Origin of the sequence: Bradyrhizobium jicamae (genome assembly GCF_018130695.1) — a bacterium.
Taxonomy (GTDB): Bacteria; Pseudomonadota; Alphaproteobacteria; order Rhizobiales; family Xanthobacteraceae; genus Bradyrhizobium; species Bradyrhizobium jicamae_B.
Genome location: NZ_JAFCJX010000014.1, coordinates 114,606 through 132,101, shown reverse-complemented (window position 1 = coordinate 132,101; position 17,496 = coordinate 114,606). Strand labels below are relative to the sequence as shown.

Below are 17,496 nucleotides of genomic sequence, written 5' to 3'. Positions count from 1 at the left end.
CTCCCAATCGCGAATCGCGTGTCGCTTGCAGATCAAGCGCCGAAAGTCATCCTGGTTTCAACTCCCGATCGGACGCGGCCGCGATCGGAATTCGGGTGGAAGCGAGAGACCCCGATCGCCCATGATCGGCGCCGTTGCATTGCAGCATGCAAGGGATGAGGCCGTCATGCGCCGGAGATTCAACACCATCATCAGCACCCTCTTGCTGATCTGCCCGACCGGACTTGCATACGCCGAGGACGCCGGCCGGTTGAGTCCGTCTCCGACTTCCACTTTTCAGCAGGGCGCGCGCACGGCCAAGGAGCGGCTCGGCCCGAAATGGACCGACGAGCAGCGCATCGACAATTGCAACGTGCCGCCGGACAAGCGCGGCGCGAAGCCCCGACCGACAATTTGCGTTTACACGCCATCGAGCTGAACGATCAGCCCATTCATCACGCATTTGAATCATTAATATCGACGCGGAATTCCGCGATGCGGCCGCTTGTTTTGGCATGCCAGCATTTTGCAAACGCGCGCTGAAAAAACGCGCACTGCGTTTGGCGCGTTCGTTTCGTTTTCGTATTGACGCGTTTTGCTTTCCAGCCGATGGTTGCAACTGCAACGTCAATAGGCGTGCACAAGGGTCCATTGGGAGGAGCTGATGAAACGCATTGCGCTGGCCGCAAGCCTCGTAATTCTTGCATCCTGGGGTGCAAGCGCCCAGACCAACGAGCAGTTGGTCAAGGGAGCGACTGATACGTCGAACGTTCTCAATTACGGCATGGGCTACAATCTTCAGCGCTTCTCGACGCTGAACCAGATCAACAAGGACACGGTGAAGAACCTGGTCCCGGTCTGGAATTACAGCCTCAACGACGACCGCAGCGAGGAATCGCAGCCGCTGGTCTATAACGGCGTGCTCTACATCACGACGCACAAGGCCACGATCGCGATCGATGCCAAGACCGGCAAGCAGATCTGGCAGACCAAGGTCGAGTATCCCGCCGAGACGCCGCGCATCGTCTGCTGCGGCATCATCAACCGCGGCGCCGCCCTGTATGACGGCAAGGTGTTCCGCACCACGCTCGACGCCAACGTGATCGCACTCGACGCCAAGACCGGCAAGGAGCTGTGGCGGCAGAAGGCGGCCGACATCAAGGAGGGCTACTCGATGACGGTGGCGCCGCTGGTCGCCGACGGCGTCGTCATCACCGGCATCTCCGGCGCCGAATTCGGCACCCGCGGCTTCATCGACGGCTGGGATCCTGCCACCGGCAAGAAGCTCTGGCGCACCTACTCGATCCCCTCGCCGGATGAGCCCGGCGGCGACACTTGGAAGGGCGACACCTGGAAGCTCGGCGGCGGATCGACCTGGATCACCGGTTCTTACGATCCCGAGCTGGGCACGGTCTATTGGGGCATCGGCAACCCGGGGCCGTTCAACTCGGCAGTGCGTCCGGGCGACAACCTCTACACCTGCTCGGTGCTCGCGCTCGATCCGAAGACGGGCAAGATCAAGTGGCACTACCAGTTCTCGCCGAACAACCCGTTCGACTATGACTCGGTGGCCGAGATGGTCCTCGCCGACATGAACGTCGAGGGCAAGCCGACCAAGGTCCTGATGGACGCCAACCGCAACGGCTTCTTCTATGTGCTCGATCGCACCAACGGCAAGCTGCTCGCGGCCAACCCTTACGTGAAGGTCAATTGGGCGACCGGCATCGACATGAAGACCGGCAGGCCGATCGAGACCGACATCTCGAAGGATGCGCGCGAGGGCAAGAAGGTCACGGTCTATCCGTCGATCCTCGGCGGCAAGAACTGGGAGCCGATGTCGTTCAACCCGCAGACCGGCCTCGCCTATGCCAACACGCTCAACTTCGGCGGCAAGTACAAGTCGGAGCCCGTCACCTTCAAGCAGGGTGAATGGTATCTCGGCATGGACCTGACCGATCCCTGGCAGTTCGATGACGGCCCGCGCGGCCACCTCAAGGCCATCGATCCCATGACCGGCAAGTCGAAGTGGGAAGCGCCGAGCGACATTCCGCGCTTCTCCGGCGTGCTGTCGACGGCCGGCGGCGTGGTGTTCTCCGGTCAGCTCACCGGCGAGTTCGAGGCCTTCGACGCCGACACCGGCAAGAAGCTCTGGCAGTTCCAGACCGGCTCCGGGATCGAGGGACAACCGGTGACCTGGCAGCAGGACGGCGTGCAGTATGTCGCGGTCGCCAGCGGCTATGGCGGCGTCTACTCGCTGTTCTCCGGTGACGAGCGTCTCGCCGCGGTGCCGCCCGGCGGCTCGCTGTGGGTCTTCGCGGTCAAGCAGTGAGCGAAACACGACGTGACTGAGCGCGTAACTCTGTGGACGGCGGCGATCTTCGCCGCCGTCGTCGCGGCGACCTCGATCGAGCTGATCCCGGCCGCCGCCCAACAAGCCACCGACCTCACCGGCGATGCCGACCAGGGCAAGGTCACCTATGCGAAGAACTGTTCGCATTGCCATGGCCCGAACCTGATCAATTCCGGCACCATCACGCCGGATTTGCGGGCGTTTCCCGATGACAAGACGCGCTTCGTGACGACGGTCAAGCAGGGCAAGAACAACAAGATGCCGCCCTGGCAGGACATCCTGCAGGAGCAGGAGATCGCCGACGTCTGGGCCTTCGTCGCGAGCCGGAGGAAGCCATGAGAGCTTTGCTGGCGGCGTCACTGTCGGCGCTCGTGCTTGCGAGCGTCACGCCGACGACGCTGCGCGCGGCCGAACCGCTGAAGGTCTGCCTCGACGAGGATCTGCCGCCGATGTCGGCGCATCGCCGCGGCAAGCCCGACACCGGGTTCGACGTCATGCTGGCGCAGGCGATCGCGGAAAAGCTCGATCGTCCCCTGAAGATCCAGTGGTTCGAGAGCAAGCTCGACGAGGATTCGAGCCCCGCGCTCGAGGCCAACGCCCTGCTCTCCGACGGCCGTTGCTCGCTGGTCGGCGCCTACGCCTTCACCAGGGACGCACTGGTGGCGCCCGGCATCAAGACGGCAAAGCTGCCGGACTATGACGGCGCCACGCGCGAGGATCGCCGCCGGCGGATTCCGCTCGGCGTGCTGACGCCGAGCGCGCCGTATCTCTATTCGACGCTCACCGTCGTGCTCGGCCCCAAGGCGAAGGATCGCAAGATCAATGCTGTCAGCGACCTCGCCGGCCTGCGCATCGCGATCGAGAGCGGCTCGGTCGGTGACGCGATCCTGATGACCACCGACAAGGGGAAGCTGATCGACGACATCACCCATCTCGTGCCGGGCCGCAGCGATCTGCTCGGCGCGATCGAGAACGGCGAGTACGACGCCACCCTGCTCGATCTCCGCCGCTTCGACGCCCATCGCGCCGCGCATCCCGACACAAAAATCACGGCGTCCGGCTTCTACTATCCCGTCGGCGCCAATCGCGGCTATGTCGCGCTGGCGACGGATACGGAGCTGCTCGGCGCGGTGAACAAGGCGCTCGGCGAGTTGCAGGCGGCAGGCACGATCGCGAAGTTCGCGGAAGCGGCTGGGCTCACCTATCTGCCGCCGCGCGAGCCGATCATCCTGGGCGATGTCTGGTCGAGGGTGATTCAGAAGTGAGGGATTGTAGGATGGGTTACGCCTCGACTCACCCAACCTACGCTCGCTTCATCGTCGATCAATGATGCGTAGCTGGGCAAAGGAGCGCAAGCGACGTGCCCACCATTCTCGGCGTGCTCGCGATGGTGGGCACGCTGGCGCTTTACCCCCTACGATCTCATCTACGATTCGAGTTCCGCATATCGCTCGCGCAAATCGATACGCCCTCCGGTCGCCGCCGCCTCCGCGATCGCGAGCGTCACCAAGAGGCTGCGCGCGCCGTCATCGACCGGCTGCAGCGACGGCGCTGCGCCGCGAATGACATCGCGGAAATGATCGAGCTGGGCGACATAGGGATCGATCGAGCCGGCATGGTTGGCCTGCGACTGGATCGGCTGATTCCAGTTCTGCGCACCGCCCGCCTGTGTCCACTGGTCGAGCGTCGGAAACTCCAGCGTGCCGCGGCGGCCCATCACGCGGTAGCTGCTCTGTCCGCTGAACGGAAACTCCGGCGCTTCGCCGAGCCCCTGCTCCATCGTCCACGGGCTCACCGCGCAATCGCTGAGAAAGAACGTGCCGAGCGCGCCGTTCTCGAATTCGACCAGCGCCGCCGCCGTGTCCTCGACGACAAAGCCGCGCTGGCGGTTCGAGGCGAGCGCCGAGACGGCGGTGATCTCACCGACCGTGAAGCGCAGAAAGTCGATCTCGTGAATCAGATTGATCAGGATCGGCCCGCCACCGGTCTGCGACCGCCACGGCGCCACTTTGAAATAATCCTCCGGCTTGTGCGTCGCCCAGATCGCGGAGACGCCGACGACGTCACCGATACGCCCCTGCGCCAGCAACTGCTTCAACGCCTTCACCTGCAAATGATGACGGCGGTGATGGCCGACCAGCGACTGGATGCCGGCCTTACGGACCTCGGCAATCAATTCGGCCGCCGTCTCGAGCCGGTCGGTGACCGGCTTCTCGATCAGGATGTGGACGCCGGCCCGCGCGCAGGCGATGCCGGTCTCGGCATGCACCTGGTTGGGCGATGCGATGATGACGGCCTCGGGCCGCGCTTCGGCGAGGAGTTTTTGATAGTCGGCGAACACGCGCGTGCCGGGATGCGCGGCCGCGACCTGATCGACATTGACGTCGGCGATGCCGACCAGCTCATAGTCGTCGCGCCCGGCGAGCTTGCCGAGATGCTTGCGTCCGATCAGCCCTGCGCCGATCACGCCGATCTTGATGGCTTTCATCCCCGTCCATTCTTCGGCTGATGCCGACTTTCGATTAATTAATCCACTGGATAATTAATAATTACTCCATCGGATAATTGCTGTCAAGAGCGCCCGATTGCGCTATGGATCGACGTCGCGCCGAACGCCAAGGACCGAGCCGCCAGATGCCAAGCGTGAAGAAACCGACCGCGCGTGCCGCGAAACCGCCGCCCGTCAAGCGGCGCGACCGCGAGCGGACGCGGCAGGAGATTCTCGACATCGCCTTCGAGGAGTTTGCCGAGAACGGCCTCTCCGGCGGGAACACCGACGCCATCGCCGCGCGCGCCGACATCACCAAGCGGCTGATCTTCTACTACTTCAACTCCAAGGAAGGGCTGTTCACCGCGGTGCTGGAGATGGCCTACGCCAAGATGCGCGCCGCCGAAGAGAACTTGCATCTCGAAGCGCTGGCGCCGGAGGCCGCGATCCGAAGGCTCGCGGAATTCACCTTCGATTTCCACCAGGCGCATCCGCAATTCGTCCGCCTCGTTACGATCGAGAACATCCATCGTGGACGGCACATCACGATCAGCGAAACGCTGAAGCAGATCACGCAGCCAATCATCAGCCAGATCGCCAGGGTGCTCGAGCGTGGCGTTGCAGGCGGCGTGATCCGATCCGGCATCGATCCCGTCGAGCTGCACATGACGCTGAACGCGCTGAGCTTCTTTTCGGTCGCCAACCGCCATACCTTCGAGGCGCAATTCGCGCGGGACATGTCGTCACCCAAGGCCCGGGCCCAGCGCCGCGGCGAGATCGCCGACGCGCTGTGGCGCTATGTGCGGACGGATTGAAAATCGTAGGGTGGGCAAAGCGTGGCGTGCCCACCATCGCGAGCACGCCGTTCGATGGTGGGCACGGCGCTTCGCGCCTTTGCCCACCCTACGCAGCGTCGACGCCTTCCCACTTACTGATCATCGGCCAGATCGATATTCGGTCGCGTCTCTCTCATTCCGTTCGAAATTCGAACGGTTGCGCCTTGCGTCCGCGAGTAACACCTCAATCCCTGCAAGCGCTTAGACCCACGACCTGCCCTGGCACGCAATCTGCGTAGTTCCCCACACGTCCCGCGCATCGTGACGAGGGACAGAACAACGATTGCACAATGGGAGGGATGACATGAGTGAGACAACCAACGGCGCACGCCAACATGAAAGCCTTGATGCCGTCGTGATCGGCACAGGCGTTGCCGGCCTCTACCAGCTCTACAAGCTGCGCGACGAGCTGGGCCTCGAGGTGAAGGCGGTCGATACCGCCACCGGCGTCGGCGGCACCTGGTACTGGAATCGCTATCCGGGTGCCCGCTTCGATTCCGAGGCCTACATCTATCAGTATCTGTTCTCGGAGGATCTCTACAAGGGCTGGAGTTGGAGCGAGCGCTTCCCCGGCCAGCCCGAGATCGAGAAGTGGCTGAACTACGTGGCCGACCGGCTCGACCTGCGCAAGGACATCCGCTTCTCCACGACGGTGACGAGCGCGGTCTTCAACGAGGCGACGCAGCGCTGGACCATCACAACCGACAAGGGCGACACCATCGACGCGCAGTTCCTGATCACATGCTGCGGCATGCTGTCGGCGCCGCTGACGTCGGTGTTTCCCGGACAGGACACGTTCAAGGGCACCCTGGTCCACACCGGCCGCTACCCGAAGGAGAAGCTCGATCTCGCCGGCAAGCGCGTCGGCGTGGTCGGCAATGGCGCGACCGGCATCCAGGTGATCCAGACCATCGCCGGCGAGGTCGGCAGCCTGAAGGTGTTCGTGCGCACGCCGCAATACATCATCCCGATGAAGAACCCGAAATACGGGCCGAACGAGGTCGAGGCCTACAAGGCGCGGCTCGAGGAGTTCCGCAAGGTTCTGCCGCACTCGTTCACCGGTTTCGAATACGACTTCACCAACGGCGCCTGGAAGGATCTCACGGTCGAGCAGCGTCACGCCGTGCTGGAGAAGATCTGGGACGAAGGCTCGCTGCGGCTGTGGCTCGCCTCCTTCGTCGAGATGTTCTTCGAGGAGGAGGTCAGCGAGGAGATCTCCGAGTTCGTCCGCAAGAAGATGCGCGCGCGCCTGAAGGATCCCAAGCTCTGCGAGGCGCTGATCCCGACCGATTACGGTTTCGGCACGCACCGCGTGCCGCTCGAGACCAATTATCTCGAAGCCTTCCACCAGGCCAATGTCGAGCTGGTCAGCGTCAAGAGCAACCCGATCAAGCGGATCACGCCGCAGGGCATCGAGCTTGCCGACGGCACGTCGTACGGGCTGGATGTGATCATCCTGGCGACCGGCTTCGACGCCGGCTCCGGCGCGCTGACCCGCATCGACATCCGCGGCCGCGACGGCCGCTCGCTGAAGGAGGAATGGAGCCGCGACATCCGCACCACGATGGGGCTGCAGGTCCACGGCTATCCGAACCTGTTCACCACGGGCGCACCGCTGGCGCCCTCGACCGCGCTCTGCAACATGACGACGTGCCTGCAGCAGCAGGTCGAGTGGATCAGCGAGTGCATCGCTTATCTGAAGAAGAACCATCTGAAGGTGATCGAGCCGACCAAGGACGCGCAGGACGCCTGGGTCGCGCATCACGACGAGGTGGCCAACACCACGCTCGTGACCAAGACGAACTCCTGGTACATGGGCTCCAACGTCGACGGCAAGCCGCGCCGCCTGCTGTCCTATATCGGCGGCGTCGGCACCTATCGCCAGAAGTGCGATGAGGTCGCCTCTTCCGCCTATCCCGGCTTCGCCAAGCAGTGAACGCATCATGGGCCGCGCCACCGTTCCGGTCGGCGCGGCCCGCCTTCCCGCATCATCAGGACCAGACGGAGCAACACATGAGCAAGGATTTCAAGACAACAGCCGACGCCATTCTCCAAGAAACCGTCACGACGGGCCAGGGTGTCCCGGGCGTGGTCGCGATGGTGACCGATCGCAACGGCAACATCTACGAGGGCGCTGTCGGCAAGCGGCGCACCGACCAGCAGGCCGCGATGACGACCGATAGCAGCTTCGCCATCTTCTCGACCACCAAGGCGATCACCGGCACCGCCGCGCTGCAGCTGATCGAGGACGGCAAGCTCGACCTCGATGCGCCCGCAAAGACCTATGCGCCCGACATCGGCAAGCTGCAGGTGATCGACGGCTTCGATGCCAAGGGCCAGCCAAAACTTCGCGCGCCGAAGCGCGACGTCACCACGCGCATGCTGCTGCTGCACACCGGCGGTTTCGGCTACGACTTCTTCAACGAGAATTATCTGCGGCTCGCGACCGACCACGGCCAGCCGAGCGTGATCACCTCGTCGAAAGCCGCGATCATGACGCCGCTGCTGTTCGATCCCGGCTCGAAATGGGAATATGGCACCAACATCGACTGGGTCGGCCAGGTGGTCGAGGGCATCACCGGCAAGCGACTCGGCGAGGTCTTTGCGGAGCGCATCTTCAAGCCGCTCGGCATGGCGAGCACGACCTTCGAGATCAACGATGCGGTGCGCAGCAAGCTCGCCGGCGTGCATGCCCGCAACGCCGACGGCTCGCTGACGCCGATGGAGTTCGAGCTGCCGGCGGCGCCTGAGGTGCATATGGGTGGCCACGGCCTCTACAGCACGGTCGGCGACTACATGCGCTTCATCCGGATGTGGCTGAATGACGGCGCCGGCCCGCAGGGCCGCGTTCTGAAGCCGGAGACGGTGGCGATGGCCGAGAAGAACCAGCTCGGCGATCTCAAGGTGACGGCGCTGCCGGGCGTCATCAAGTCGCTCTCCAACGATGCGGAGTTCTTCCCCGGCCTGTCGAAATCCTGGGCGTTCACCTTCATGGTCAATGACGAGAAGGCCCCGACGGGACGGCCCGCCGGCGCACTCGGCTGGGCGGGGCTCGCAAACCTGTTCTACTGGATCGACCGCCAGAACGGTTATGGCGGCTATTGGGCCACGCAGATCCTCCCGTTTGCCGATGTGGCCTCGTTCACCGGATATATGCGTTTTGAAACAGCGTTCTACGACAGCCTGAGCCAACGCAAGGCGGCGTAGGTTCCTTGCGGCTCAAGGCCCTCAACCCACTTCCGGCCGCGCCGTTTTGCGGTGCGGCCGGATCACACCAAGGTCGGGGTACCCGGTTGCCTGTTTCCATGGATGGCTTCACAATCAAAAGAAAAGCTCGGGGTCCGGCAGAGATGTGGACCACTCAGCGCGTCAAAGGAGGGAACGTGTTGGGTCAGACGCCAGAGGAAGCCTTCGCCACTCCAGGTATCGAACGCGACGTCCTGACGAACTGGGAACGCTTCCTGTCCGGCAGTGGCAATGCGCGTCAAGAGGTCGTGCGCTCGGCGATCACCGATTCCTGGCAGCGCTGCCAGCAATCGGCGGTGGATTATCGGCGCGACCAGGCGCCGATGCCGATCCGGGATGACCGGCTGCAGCGCCTGCTCGACAAGCGCTGCCGCCTGGTCCAGGCCGGCGCCTCGACGATGGCGCTGGCGCGCGACTACATGCTGGAAACCGGCACCGTGATGGTGCTGACCGACGTCGACGGCCTGGTGCTGCGCCTCGAAGGCGACACCAAGCTCGCGCTGCGCGATGCCGTGGAGAAGACCCATCTGCTGCCCGGCAGCAACTGGAGCGAGACGACCTGCGGCACCAACGCGATCGGCACGGCACTGCAAACCGGACAGCCGATCCAGGTCCACGCCACCGAGCATTTCTGCTCCGGCATCCATCGCTGGACCTGCTCGGCCAGCGTGATCCGCGATCCCATCGACGGCGCCGTGATCGGCGCGATCGACATCTCCGGTCTCTCCTCGTCCTATGGTCGGCCGGCGTTGGCGCTGGCGATTTCGGCGGCGGCGCGGATCGAGGCGCAGCTGCTGCAGATCGAACTGGACGCGCGCTACCGGCTGCTCGACCGATGCTTCTGGATGCTGCCGCCGTCGGACCGGCATCACGCCGTGCTGTTCGACAGCGCCGGACGTCCCTTCAAGGCCAGTGGAGAGATGGCGCAGATCATGCGCGATCTCGGCGCGCCCGGCGGCCAGTCCGGCTTCCCGCAGCTCGGCAGAGTCGACGAGCCGATGTCCTCGCGGCCGGCCTGGATCAAGGAGGAATGGCTCAAGTCGGTGATCCATCAGGGCGAGCATCTCGGCACCGTGATGGTGGCGCCGAAGCCGGCGTCGAGCCGACTGCCAGCGTTGACCCGCGGCGAGACACAGGCTTTTGCCAATACGATCTACGCCAGCCCGAGGATGCACGATGTCGTCGAAACCTGCCGTCGTGTCGGCAAGTCCACCGCGCCGGTATTGCTGCTCGGCGAGACCGGCGTCGGCAAGGAAGTCTTCGCACACGGCATCCATGCCGCCTCGCCACGCCGCGACGGCCCGTTCGTTGCCGTCAATTGCGGCTGCGCCTCGCGCGAGCTGCTGGCCAGCGAGCTGTTCGGCTATGTCGACGGCGCGTTCACCGGGGCGCGGCGCGGCGGCCTAGCGGGCAAGATCGAAGCCGCGGCGCGCGGCACGCTGTTCCTCGACGAGATCGGCGAATTGCCACTCGACCTGCAGCCGATCTTGCTGCGGGCACTCGAAAACGGTGAGATCTCCAGGATCGGCGAGACCGCGGTGCGCAAGGTCGACTTCCGCCTCATAGCCGCGACCAACCGCGATTTGCAGGCCGAGGTCGAGGCAAAACGCTTCCGCAAGGATCTGTATTACCGGCTCGCTGTCGTCCCGGTCGCGATCCCGCCGCTGCGGGAACGCTGCGACGACATTCCGTTGCTGGTCGCGCATTTTGTCGCCCAGGCAGCGTCGCGCTACGGCCTCGCCGATCGCCGCTTCGCGCCCGAGACGCTGGTGCAGCTGCGGCGCCACGACTGGCCCGGCAATGTCCGCGAGCTCCGCAACCTCGTCGAGAGCCTGATGCTGACCGCTACCGGTGAGGCGATCGAACCGTCGGACCTGCCCGAGAGCATCCGCGGAACAGGACAATCGGCCACGCGAACGCTCGATCTATCTCTCGCCGAATCCTCCGAGCGCGACCTGATCGCACGCACGCTGCGCGCCTGCAACGGCAACGTCACGGCCACCGCGGCTGCGCTCGGCCTCGCCAAGAGCACGGTATATGCCAAGTTGCATCGCTATAATATTGGGGTCCAGCCAAGTCCTGTGAAGCCGTAGGGTGGGTTAGCCCCGCGGATGCGCAAAGCGCATCCGCTCGGCGTAACCCACCGCTTCTTTCACCGCGGAGACAATGGTGGGTTACGCCTTCGGCTAACCCACCCTACGCATCTTTGCTATTTCAAATAGCTCGCCAGGTTCATGCTCTGGATCTTGGCGATCGCCGAATAACTCGCGGTGAGCTGGGCCTGATAGGTCGAGAGCTGCGCGGTCACGGCGGCGACATCGACATTGGTGAGATCGCCGGACAGCGTCTGGGCAAAGCTCTGGTAGTCGCTCTGGCGGGAGCTTGCCGATTCGATCTGCGAGGCCGAATTCGACAGCTTGGCCTGCACCGCGGCGGTCGCATCCAGCGCGCTGCTGGCGAGATCGAGCGCGTTGGTGATGTCTGATGACGACAGCGAGGTGCTGTTGCCGACGAATTTCAGCACCCGCATCACCTGCTCGAAGGCGGAATTGTCGGCGGTGACGCCGTAGGAGACGGTCTGGTCGTCCGCGACCCGCACCGAGGCAATCTCGCTGTCGCCTTGGTAATAGCTGGTGTCAGCCGTGCTGGTCGACCCCGTGCCGGTGGAGAAGCTGGTCAGATCGACCGGCGCGGTCGTGGTGCGAGCGCCGCTGAAGACGTACTCGCCGTTATACTGGGTGTTGAGCAGCGAGCCCATCTGCGACAGCATCTGCTGCGCGGTGGAGATCACCGAATTGGTTTCCGTGCTGCTGCCGGTGGTCGCGGCCGACAGCTGGCTGCGCAGCTTGGTGATGATGTCGGTCATCGATCCCACGGCGGAATACATCACCTGCACCCTGCTGTCGGCAAGCGTCGCGGAATCGATATAGGACTGTGCGCGCGTCACCGAGACCTGCAGATTGATGACGCGCTCGGCGCCGGAGCCGTAGCCGCCGAAATCCTCCGACTTCAGCCCGGAGGATTCCTGCACCTGCGCATTGGCCATCACCGCCTGCATGCGCAGCGCGCTCGCGATCATCTGATCGGACTGCGCAAAGGTGGCCACACGCATCACCATGACACAAACCTCATGTTAACTGGTCGACTGCACTGCGGTGACCAGTGCGGAGAACATGCTGTTGATCACCTGGAGCAGCTCGGAGGCGGCGGTGTATTTATTCTGCAAGAAGCTGAGCCGCGCGCTTTCCTCGTCGAGGTTGACGCCGGACTGCGACGACAGCGAGTTCGCGTAGCTCGATTGTGCCGTCTCCTTGGCGGTGTAGGTCGAGGACGCCGCGGTCGCCTTGCTGGCGACATTGGCGACGATGGCCGAGGCGTAGTCGGCGAACGAGCCGGTGGTGGCCGCCAGCCCGCCGGTCGCGGAGAAGCTGGTGGAGTCGGTCAGCGCATCGTGCAGCGCGTTGATCACGGTCGTGGAGCCCGACGACAGCACGGAATTGCCGGCCGTCAATGTCGCCGACGAGTCGAGCGTCGCCGTCGGCAGCGCCGCCGTTCCGCTGAGGATGTCGCTACGCACCGCGAAATCGGAAGCGCCGGTCGCGGTGACGAGATCGTTGAGCCCGAAATAATCGGAAAAGCCCGCGCTGGAGCTGCCGACCGCACTCGTCATCTCGTTGATGGCGATGCCGTTGCCGGACCCGGTCGCACTGATCGAAAGGTGACCGCTGGAATCGATCGAGGCTGACACGCCGGAAATGCCGTTGATGGCGCTGACGAGGCTGCCGACGGTCGCATAGGAGGAGAGATCGAGATCGGCGTAGGAGACGAGATTGCCGCTCTTGTCCGCAACCGCGATCCGCACCGTGCCCGATGCCGACAGCGCCGTCGAGCTGCTGGTGGTCGCCGTGCCCGTCAGGCTGGTCGGCGGCGGCACCGAAGAGCCCTGGTTGGAGACCGTGTTGAGGCTGGACGCCAGTTGCGTCGCGAGCTGATCGAGTTGCGACTGCGCCGCCGGCAGCGTCTGGTCGCGCAGCGTGACCAGGGCTGCGACCTTGCCAGAGGTGATCTGGGAGGTGATATCGACGCCGTTGACGGTGATGCCGCTGAAGCCGCTCGACGACGAACCCGGGTTGTAGGTGGTTGCCGCCGTCACGTTGGCGGCCGCCGTATAGCTCAGCGTGTGTGCGCTGCTGTCCACCAGCGCTTGCCCCGACGCCGTATAGATCTGCAGATCGCCGTTCGACGCCGTGAAGTAGCTGACATTCATCTTCGAGGCGAGATCCTGCAGCGCCGTGTTGCGCTGATCCTCGAGATCGGCGGTCGACTGCCCCGTCGCCGCCTGCTGCTTGATCTGCGCGTTCAGGCCGGCAATCTGGGTCAGGTCGGAATTGATGTCGTCGACCGACGACGCAATGTCCTGGTCGGCGTTGGAGCGCAGGTTCTGGATGCTGGCCGAGGTCTCGCGCAATTGCGTTGCGACATCATCGAGCGCGCTGACCGCGCTCGCCTGCAGCGAAGCGCTGCCCGGCGTGCTCGCCAGCGACGACAGCGCCGATTCCAGCGAGGCCAGCGTGTTGGCGAGCGACGTGCCCGAAGAGTCCGAGCTCGACGTGCTGCCATAGAGCTGCTGCAACTCGGTGAGATAGGAGTTGGTGGTGTCGGCCGAGCCGAGGTCGGAGGTCGCCGATACCAGCGACTTCAGCAGCAATTTGTCGACCGTCGAGGTGATGCCGGTGACGGTGACGCCGGTGCCGACGCCACCGGTGACGCTGGTCGACTGGTTGGCGGTCTTCTCGGTGTAGCCCTTGGTGTCCGCGTTCGAGATGTTCGCCGAGGCGACGCTGATCTGCACCTGCGTGGCCGACAGCCCGCTATAGGCGATCAATCGTGCGATATCGAGCGACACGGCTGGCCTCCCTACTCCGCCTTCAGGCGCGGACGTTGGTCCCGTAGGACGCGGCCGAGGTGACGCGGCGGCCGGCGGCGCCATAGGGCGAGACGTTGGCGATCTGCTCGCGGATCGCCTGCATGATCGCCTCGATGCGGCGGTTGGAGGCCTCGATCGCCGCGCGCAGCCGCATCACGTTCTCGTCCATCGCCCCGCGCAGCTTCAGTATCCGCTCCATCAGCTGCTCGCGCAGCACCCGGTCCTGCACATGCAGGCTCTGCGCCCTGGCCACGGCCTCCGCGACCGATTGCTCGAACAGCGTCGCCAGCCGGCTCTTCTCGTCGACCTGCTTCAGCCGCGAAGCCGGCAGGCCCTTGGCGAGCTCGGCGTTTTCTTCGTTCACGATCGCGATCAGGTCGTCGATCAGCGCGATCAGCGATTTCGCGCGCTCGTCGCTGGCGGCGAGCGCCGTCCTGACGTTGCGAGGCGGTAGGTTGCGTGCCGGTGTCATGAAGTCGCTCCCGTTCTTGTCTTTCAATGGCCGCGGCGCTGGTTGCGGATCGAACCGGCGCCACGTGCATAGGCCGTGATCGCCGTGGTCCGCACCGTCGTCCGGTTGATCTCCTGGTCGATGCGCGCGCATTCGCGCATCAGCTGGTCGCGTAACGTCTGGATATCGTCGAGCAGCGCACGCAGTTGCGCCGTGTCGTCGGCCTTCACCGCGGCGGCGCGCAGCGACAGTCGCTGCAAGCGGCGCAGCAGCACGTCGTTGTCGCTCTTGCCCGCTGCGGCCATGATCACCGCACCGCCGAGATCAGCGTGTCGAACATCTTGTTGACCGTGGTGATGACCTGCGACGCCGCCGAATAGGCCTGCTGCGCCGAGATCATGCTGGAGAACTGTCCGCTGGTGTCGGTGGTCGAGGATTCCAGCTCGCTGCCATAGATCGTGCCGGCGCCGTTCTGGCCTGAACCCTGCAGCGTCGCGTTGCCGGAGTCGACCGTCGACGAATACATGCCGTCGCTATGGGCGACGAGGCCGTTGGGATCGGAGAAGGTCGCGACCGCGATCTTGTAGATCGCGATGGTCTGGCCGTTGGAATAGGTCGCATCGACCATGCCGTTCTTGCCGACCGAGATGCTGCTCAGCTTGCCGTAGGCGAGACCGTCGGACGAGATGCTGGTCAGATCGACCGCCGGCGTGGTTTCGCCCGACGAATACTGGGTCAGCCCGTCGGTCTTGCCGACGGTACCGAGATTGAGCGTGATGTTGCTGTCGACGGCGCCGTCGGTCCAGCCAGTGATCGCAACGGTCGGCGGGCTTGGCGTGGTGCTGGCGAGCGAGCCGTCGCTGTTGAAGGTGATTTCCACCGTATCCGTCGGCGCGCTGGCGGTGGTCGTGCTGGAGTCCGACGCCAGGGTCGGCGCGCCGAAGCTGGCCTTCCAGGTGTTGGCAGCGGTCTTCTCCCAGGTGATCTGCATTGAATTCGCGGTGCCGAGCGAATCATAGACCGTCATCGAACTGGTGAAGGTGACGGGGTCTGTCGTTGTGCTGATCGCGGCGTCCGCCGGCAGGTTCGCCGCGATCGTGGTCTTGGTGGTGGCGCTGCCGCTGGTGGAGGCGACCTGCGTGTTGATGGACGTCAGGCCAGCGCCAGAGGCAACATTGCCGTCGGCATCGGTGCGCCATCCCTCGAGGTAGTAGCCGTTGTTGACGAGATAACCGGCGTTGTCGGTGGTGAACGCGCCGTTGCGCGTGTAATAGGTGGAGCCGCCCGTCGTCGCGTCGGACGTGACGAAGAAGCCCGAGCCCTGGATCGCCACGTCGGTCGCGTTGGTGGTCGCCGCCAGCAGGCCCTGCTGGGTGATGTTGGCGCGGCCCGACACGGTGACGCCGCCCGACGTGTAGGATTGCGAGCTGTTCGACGCCGTCACCAGATTGGCGAACATCGCCGACGTGGTCTTGTAGCCGGTGGTGTCGGCGTTGGCGATGTTATCCGAGATCATCGCCAGCGACTGGCTCTGCGAATTGAGCGCCGAGATCGCCGAGGAAAGTGCTCCGGTCAAACTCATGATAAAACTCCGAATGCGATCAGGACGTGACGCCGATGATGTTGGCGGCGGAGACGGATGTGCCGTTGACGAGCAGCGCCGGCGTCGAGGACGACGCGTCGATGCCGGTCACGGTGCCGCTGATGGTCGTGTAGTTGAGGACGGAGTTGCCGGCGGAGTCGGTCGCGGTGACCGAGATGGTGTACTGGCCGCCGTCGGTGAGCTGCGTGCCGCTCGAATTCTTGCCGTCCCAGGTGAAGGTGTTGGAGCCGGCATTGCCGGTGCCGGTGCCGGTGTAAACGGTGTTGCCCGAGGAATCTTTCACGGAGATCGTGACGTCGGAGGCGGCCGACGACAGCGAATAGCCATAGGTCGCCGAGCCGTTGGTCAGCGTCGCTGTGTCGGTCTTCGCCTCGACGGTATGACCGATATAGTTGACCGAGTTCAGCGTCACGAGGCTGGAGAACGAGCTCGCCAGCGAGGTCATGCTGGAGTTGATCGACTGCTGTTCGGTGAAGTTGGCGTAGGATGTCAGCTGGTTGATGAAGTCGGTGGTCGAGGTCGCGTTCAGCGGATCCTGGTTCTGCAGCTCGCTGACCAGGAGGCTGAGGAAGTCGGTCGAGCTCAGCGAGTTCGAGGCGCTCGACGATGACGTCGCGGTGGTCGCGGTCGTTGCAGCAGATGTCGCCGAGGAAACGGTCATGACAAATCTCTCTTCGTCGCGGTTCACGCGACGGAACGCAGGTCGTGATGGTTGGGGTCGTGAAGGTCGTCTGCAGATGAAACGAACGGCGCGCCGAATTCAGGCGCGGATTCATGCAGGCGGAATCAGTTGATTGATCGGCAGAATTTGCCGCGCGCGGTCTGACTTCACCTTGCCCCGCTTGCGGGGAGAGGTCGAAATTCGCGTCAGCGAATTTCGGGTGAGGGGGACTCTCCGCGAGTCCGTTTCTCATCGCATTTGCGGAGGCAGCCCCTCACCCTAACCCTCTCCCCGCAAGAGCGGGGCGAGGGAATGCCGCCTGATCGCGCGGCGACGTCGGTGCCACGCTCAAAGTTCAGTCGATTTGAAAATCAGCCGACGCGCTGCGTCAGCAACTCAGAGCGATTGGCTCCGCGACGATCCCTGCGGTTCGACCGTCAATTCCGGCGCCAGCGCCGGCATCAGGCAGAGCGCGAGCAGCAATGCCGGCAACACCTTGCCCGGCTTGTCCGTCTTTTCGTCGGACTTAGGACCATCCTGATCCGGCGAGGCCGCCACCTGTTTCGCCAATTTTTCGGCCGCCGCCACGATGCGGTCGGCCAGGCCCGCCGGTGCACGGACCGGCGGCGCCTTGAGCGCCTCGCGGAGCGCCCTCGCCTCGTCCAGCAGCGCGCGTGCTTCGGCGGATTCGGCCAGCAGCGCCTCGGCCGCCAGCCGCTGGTCGTCGGGCCAGCGGGACAGTTCGTCCCCCAGCCGGTCGATCAGGTCCTCGAAGGCAGCCAACTCCATCGCGTGCGCAGATCCAGCCTCGTCGCCAAGGCCGTCATAATGCATTCGCGGGGCGGCGGAAATCGATTTCCGCCCAGACATAATCGGGTCCAGCACGGTGTCCACCGGACAATCAATAACGAATCAGTGGCAATGGGCCCGCCCCGGCCGATTCGCCGGGGACGGA

Annotated in this window: 16 protein-coding genes; 8 read left to right on the top strand and 8 right to left on the bottom strand. The window is 64.4% G+C overall.

What is annotated here, in order from left to right; all coding sequences use genetic code 11:
• The first annotated feature begins 121 nt into the window (after positions 1-121).
• From JQ604_RS21535 to JQ604_RS21520, 4 genes are all read left to right on the top strand, one after another.
• Positions 122-418 (top strand): hypothetical protein, encoded by a 297-nt coding sequence (locus JQ604_RS21535; protein ID WP_249158542.1) that lies wholly within the window; start codon positions 122-124, stop codon positions 416-418.
• Positions 419-643: 225 nt separating this feature from the next.
• Positions 644-2,308, top strand: coding sequence for a methanol/ethanol family PQQ-dependent dehydrogenase (locus tag JQ604_RS21530; RefSeq protein WP_212361203.1), 1,665 nt, complete (start codon positions 644-646; stop codon positions 2,306-2,308).
• Between the two features lie 12 nt (positions 2,309-2,320).
• Entirely contained in the window at positions 2,321-2,668 is a 348-nt protein-coding gene (locus JQ604_RS21525) for a c-type cytochrome (RefSeq protein WP_212361199.1), read from the top strand.
• On the top strand, positions 2,665-3,594 hold the full coding sequence (locus tag JQ604_RS21520) for a substrate-binding periplasmic protein (protein WP_212361194.1): 930 nt from the start codon (positions 2,665-2,667) through the stop codon (positions 3,592-3,594). The genes JQ604_RS21525 and JQ604_RS21520 overlap by 4 nt, the downstream gene beginning before the upstream one ends.
• A gap of 161 nt (positions 3,595-3,755) precedes the next feature.
• On the opposite strand, the gene JQ604_RS21515 is transcribed toward JQ604_RS21520, so the two are convergent.
• Positions 3,756-4,817, bottom strand: a complete 1,062-nt coding sequence (locus JQ604_RS21515) for a Gfo/Idh/MocA family protein (protein ID WP_212361189.1) — start codon at positions 4,815-4,817, stop codon at positions 3,756-3,758.
• A gap of 146 nt (positions 4,818-4,963) precedes the next feature.
• On the opposite strand from JQ604_RS21515, the gene JQ604_RS21510 reads away from it, so the two are divergent.
• The 4 genes from JQ604_RS21510 to JQ604_RS21495 all read left to right on the top strand — a co-directional run bounded on the left by JQ604_RS21510 (position 4,964) and on the right by JQ604_RS21495 (position 10,992).
• The gene (locus JQ604_RS21510; protein WP_212361186.1) at positions 4,964-5,632 is read left to right on the top strand and encodes a TetR family transcriptional regulator; all 669 of its coding nucleotides are present in this window, start codon (positions 4,964-4,966) and stop codon (positions 5,630-5,632) included.
• 325 nt (positions 5,633-5,957) lie between these two features.
• A complete protein-coding gene (locus JQ604_RS21505) occupies positions 5,958-7,589 on the top strand; it encodes a flavin-containing monooxygenase (RefSeq protein WP_212361184.1) in 1,632 nt (543 codons plus the stop codon).
• Positions 7,590-7,666: 77 nt separating this feature from the next.
• Positions 7,667-8,860: a serine hydrolase domain-containing protein gene (locus tag JQ604_RS21500; RefSeq protein ID WP_212361181.1), complete on the top strand. Its 1,194-nt coding sequence runs from the start codon at positions 7,667-7,669 to the stop codon at positions 8,858-8,860.
• Between the two features lie 176 nt (positions 8,861-9,036).
• The gene (locus tag JQ604_RS21495; RefSeq protein ID WP_212361178.1) at positions 9,037-10,992 is read left to right on the top strand and encodes a sigma-54-dependent Fis family transcriptional regulator; all 1,956 of its coding nucleotides are present in this window, start codon (positions 9,037-9,039) and stop codon (positions 10,990-10,992) included.
• Positions 10,993-11,108: 116 nt separating this feature from the next.
• Here JQ604_RS21495 and JQ604_RS21490 read toward each other — a convergent pair whose 3' ends face one another.
• The 7 genes from JQ604_RS21490 to JQ604_RS42170 form a co-directional block, all read right to left on the bottom strand.
• On the bottom strand, positions 11,109-12,017 hold the full coding sequence (locus JQ604_RS21490) for a flagellin (protein WP_212361176.1): 909 nt from the start codon (positions 12,015-12,017) through the stop codon (positions 11,109-11,111).
• Positions 12,018-12,032: 15 nt separating this feature from the next.
• Positions 12,033-13,805: a flagellar hook-associated protein FlgK gene (gene flgK / locus JQ604_RS21485; RefSeq protein ID WP_212361173.1), complete on the bottom strand. Its 1,773-nt coding sequence runs from the start codon at positions 13,803-13,805 to the stop codon at positions 12,033-12,035.
• A gap of 22 nt (positions 13,806-13,827) precedes the next feature.
• Positions 13,828-14,298: a flagellar protein FlgN gene (locus tag JQ604_RS21480; protein WP_212361171.1), complete on the bottom strand. Its 471-nt coding sequence runs from the start codon at positions 14,296-14,298 to the stop codon at positions 13,828-13,830.
• Positions 14,299-14,321: 23 nt separating this feature from the next.
• Positions 14,322-14,582, bottom strand: coding sequence for a hypothetical protein (locus JQ604_RS21475; RefSeq protein ID WP_212361168.1), 261 nt, complete (start codon positions 14,580-14,582; stop codon positions 14,322-14,324).
• Positions 14,583-14,584: 2 nt separating this feature from the next.
• A complete protein-coding gene (flgE, locus tag JQ604_RS21470) occupies positions 14,585-15,859 on the bottom strand; it encodes a flagellar hook protein FlgE (protein WP_212361166.1) in 1,275 nt (424 codons plus the stop codon).
• Between the two features lie 19 nt (positions 15,860-15,878).
• A complete protein-coding gene (locus tag JQ604_RS21465) occupies positions 15,879-16,541 on the bottom strand; it encodes a flagellar hook assembly protein FlgD (protein ID WP_212361163.1) in 663 nt (220 codons plus the stop codon).
• 396 nt (positions 16,542-16,937) lie between these two features.
• On the bottom strand, positions 16,938-17,435 hold the full coding sequence (locus tag JQ604_RS42170) for a hypothetical protein (RefSeq protein WP_433996270.1): 498 nt from the start codon (positions 17,433-17,435) through the stop codon (positions 16,938-16,940).
• Positions 17,436-17,496: the final 61 nt, after the last annotated feature.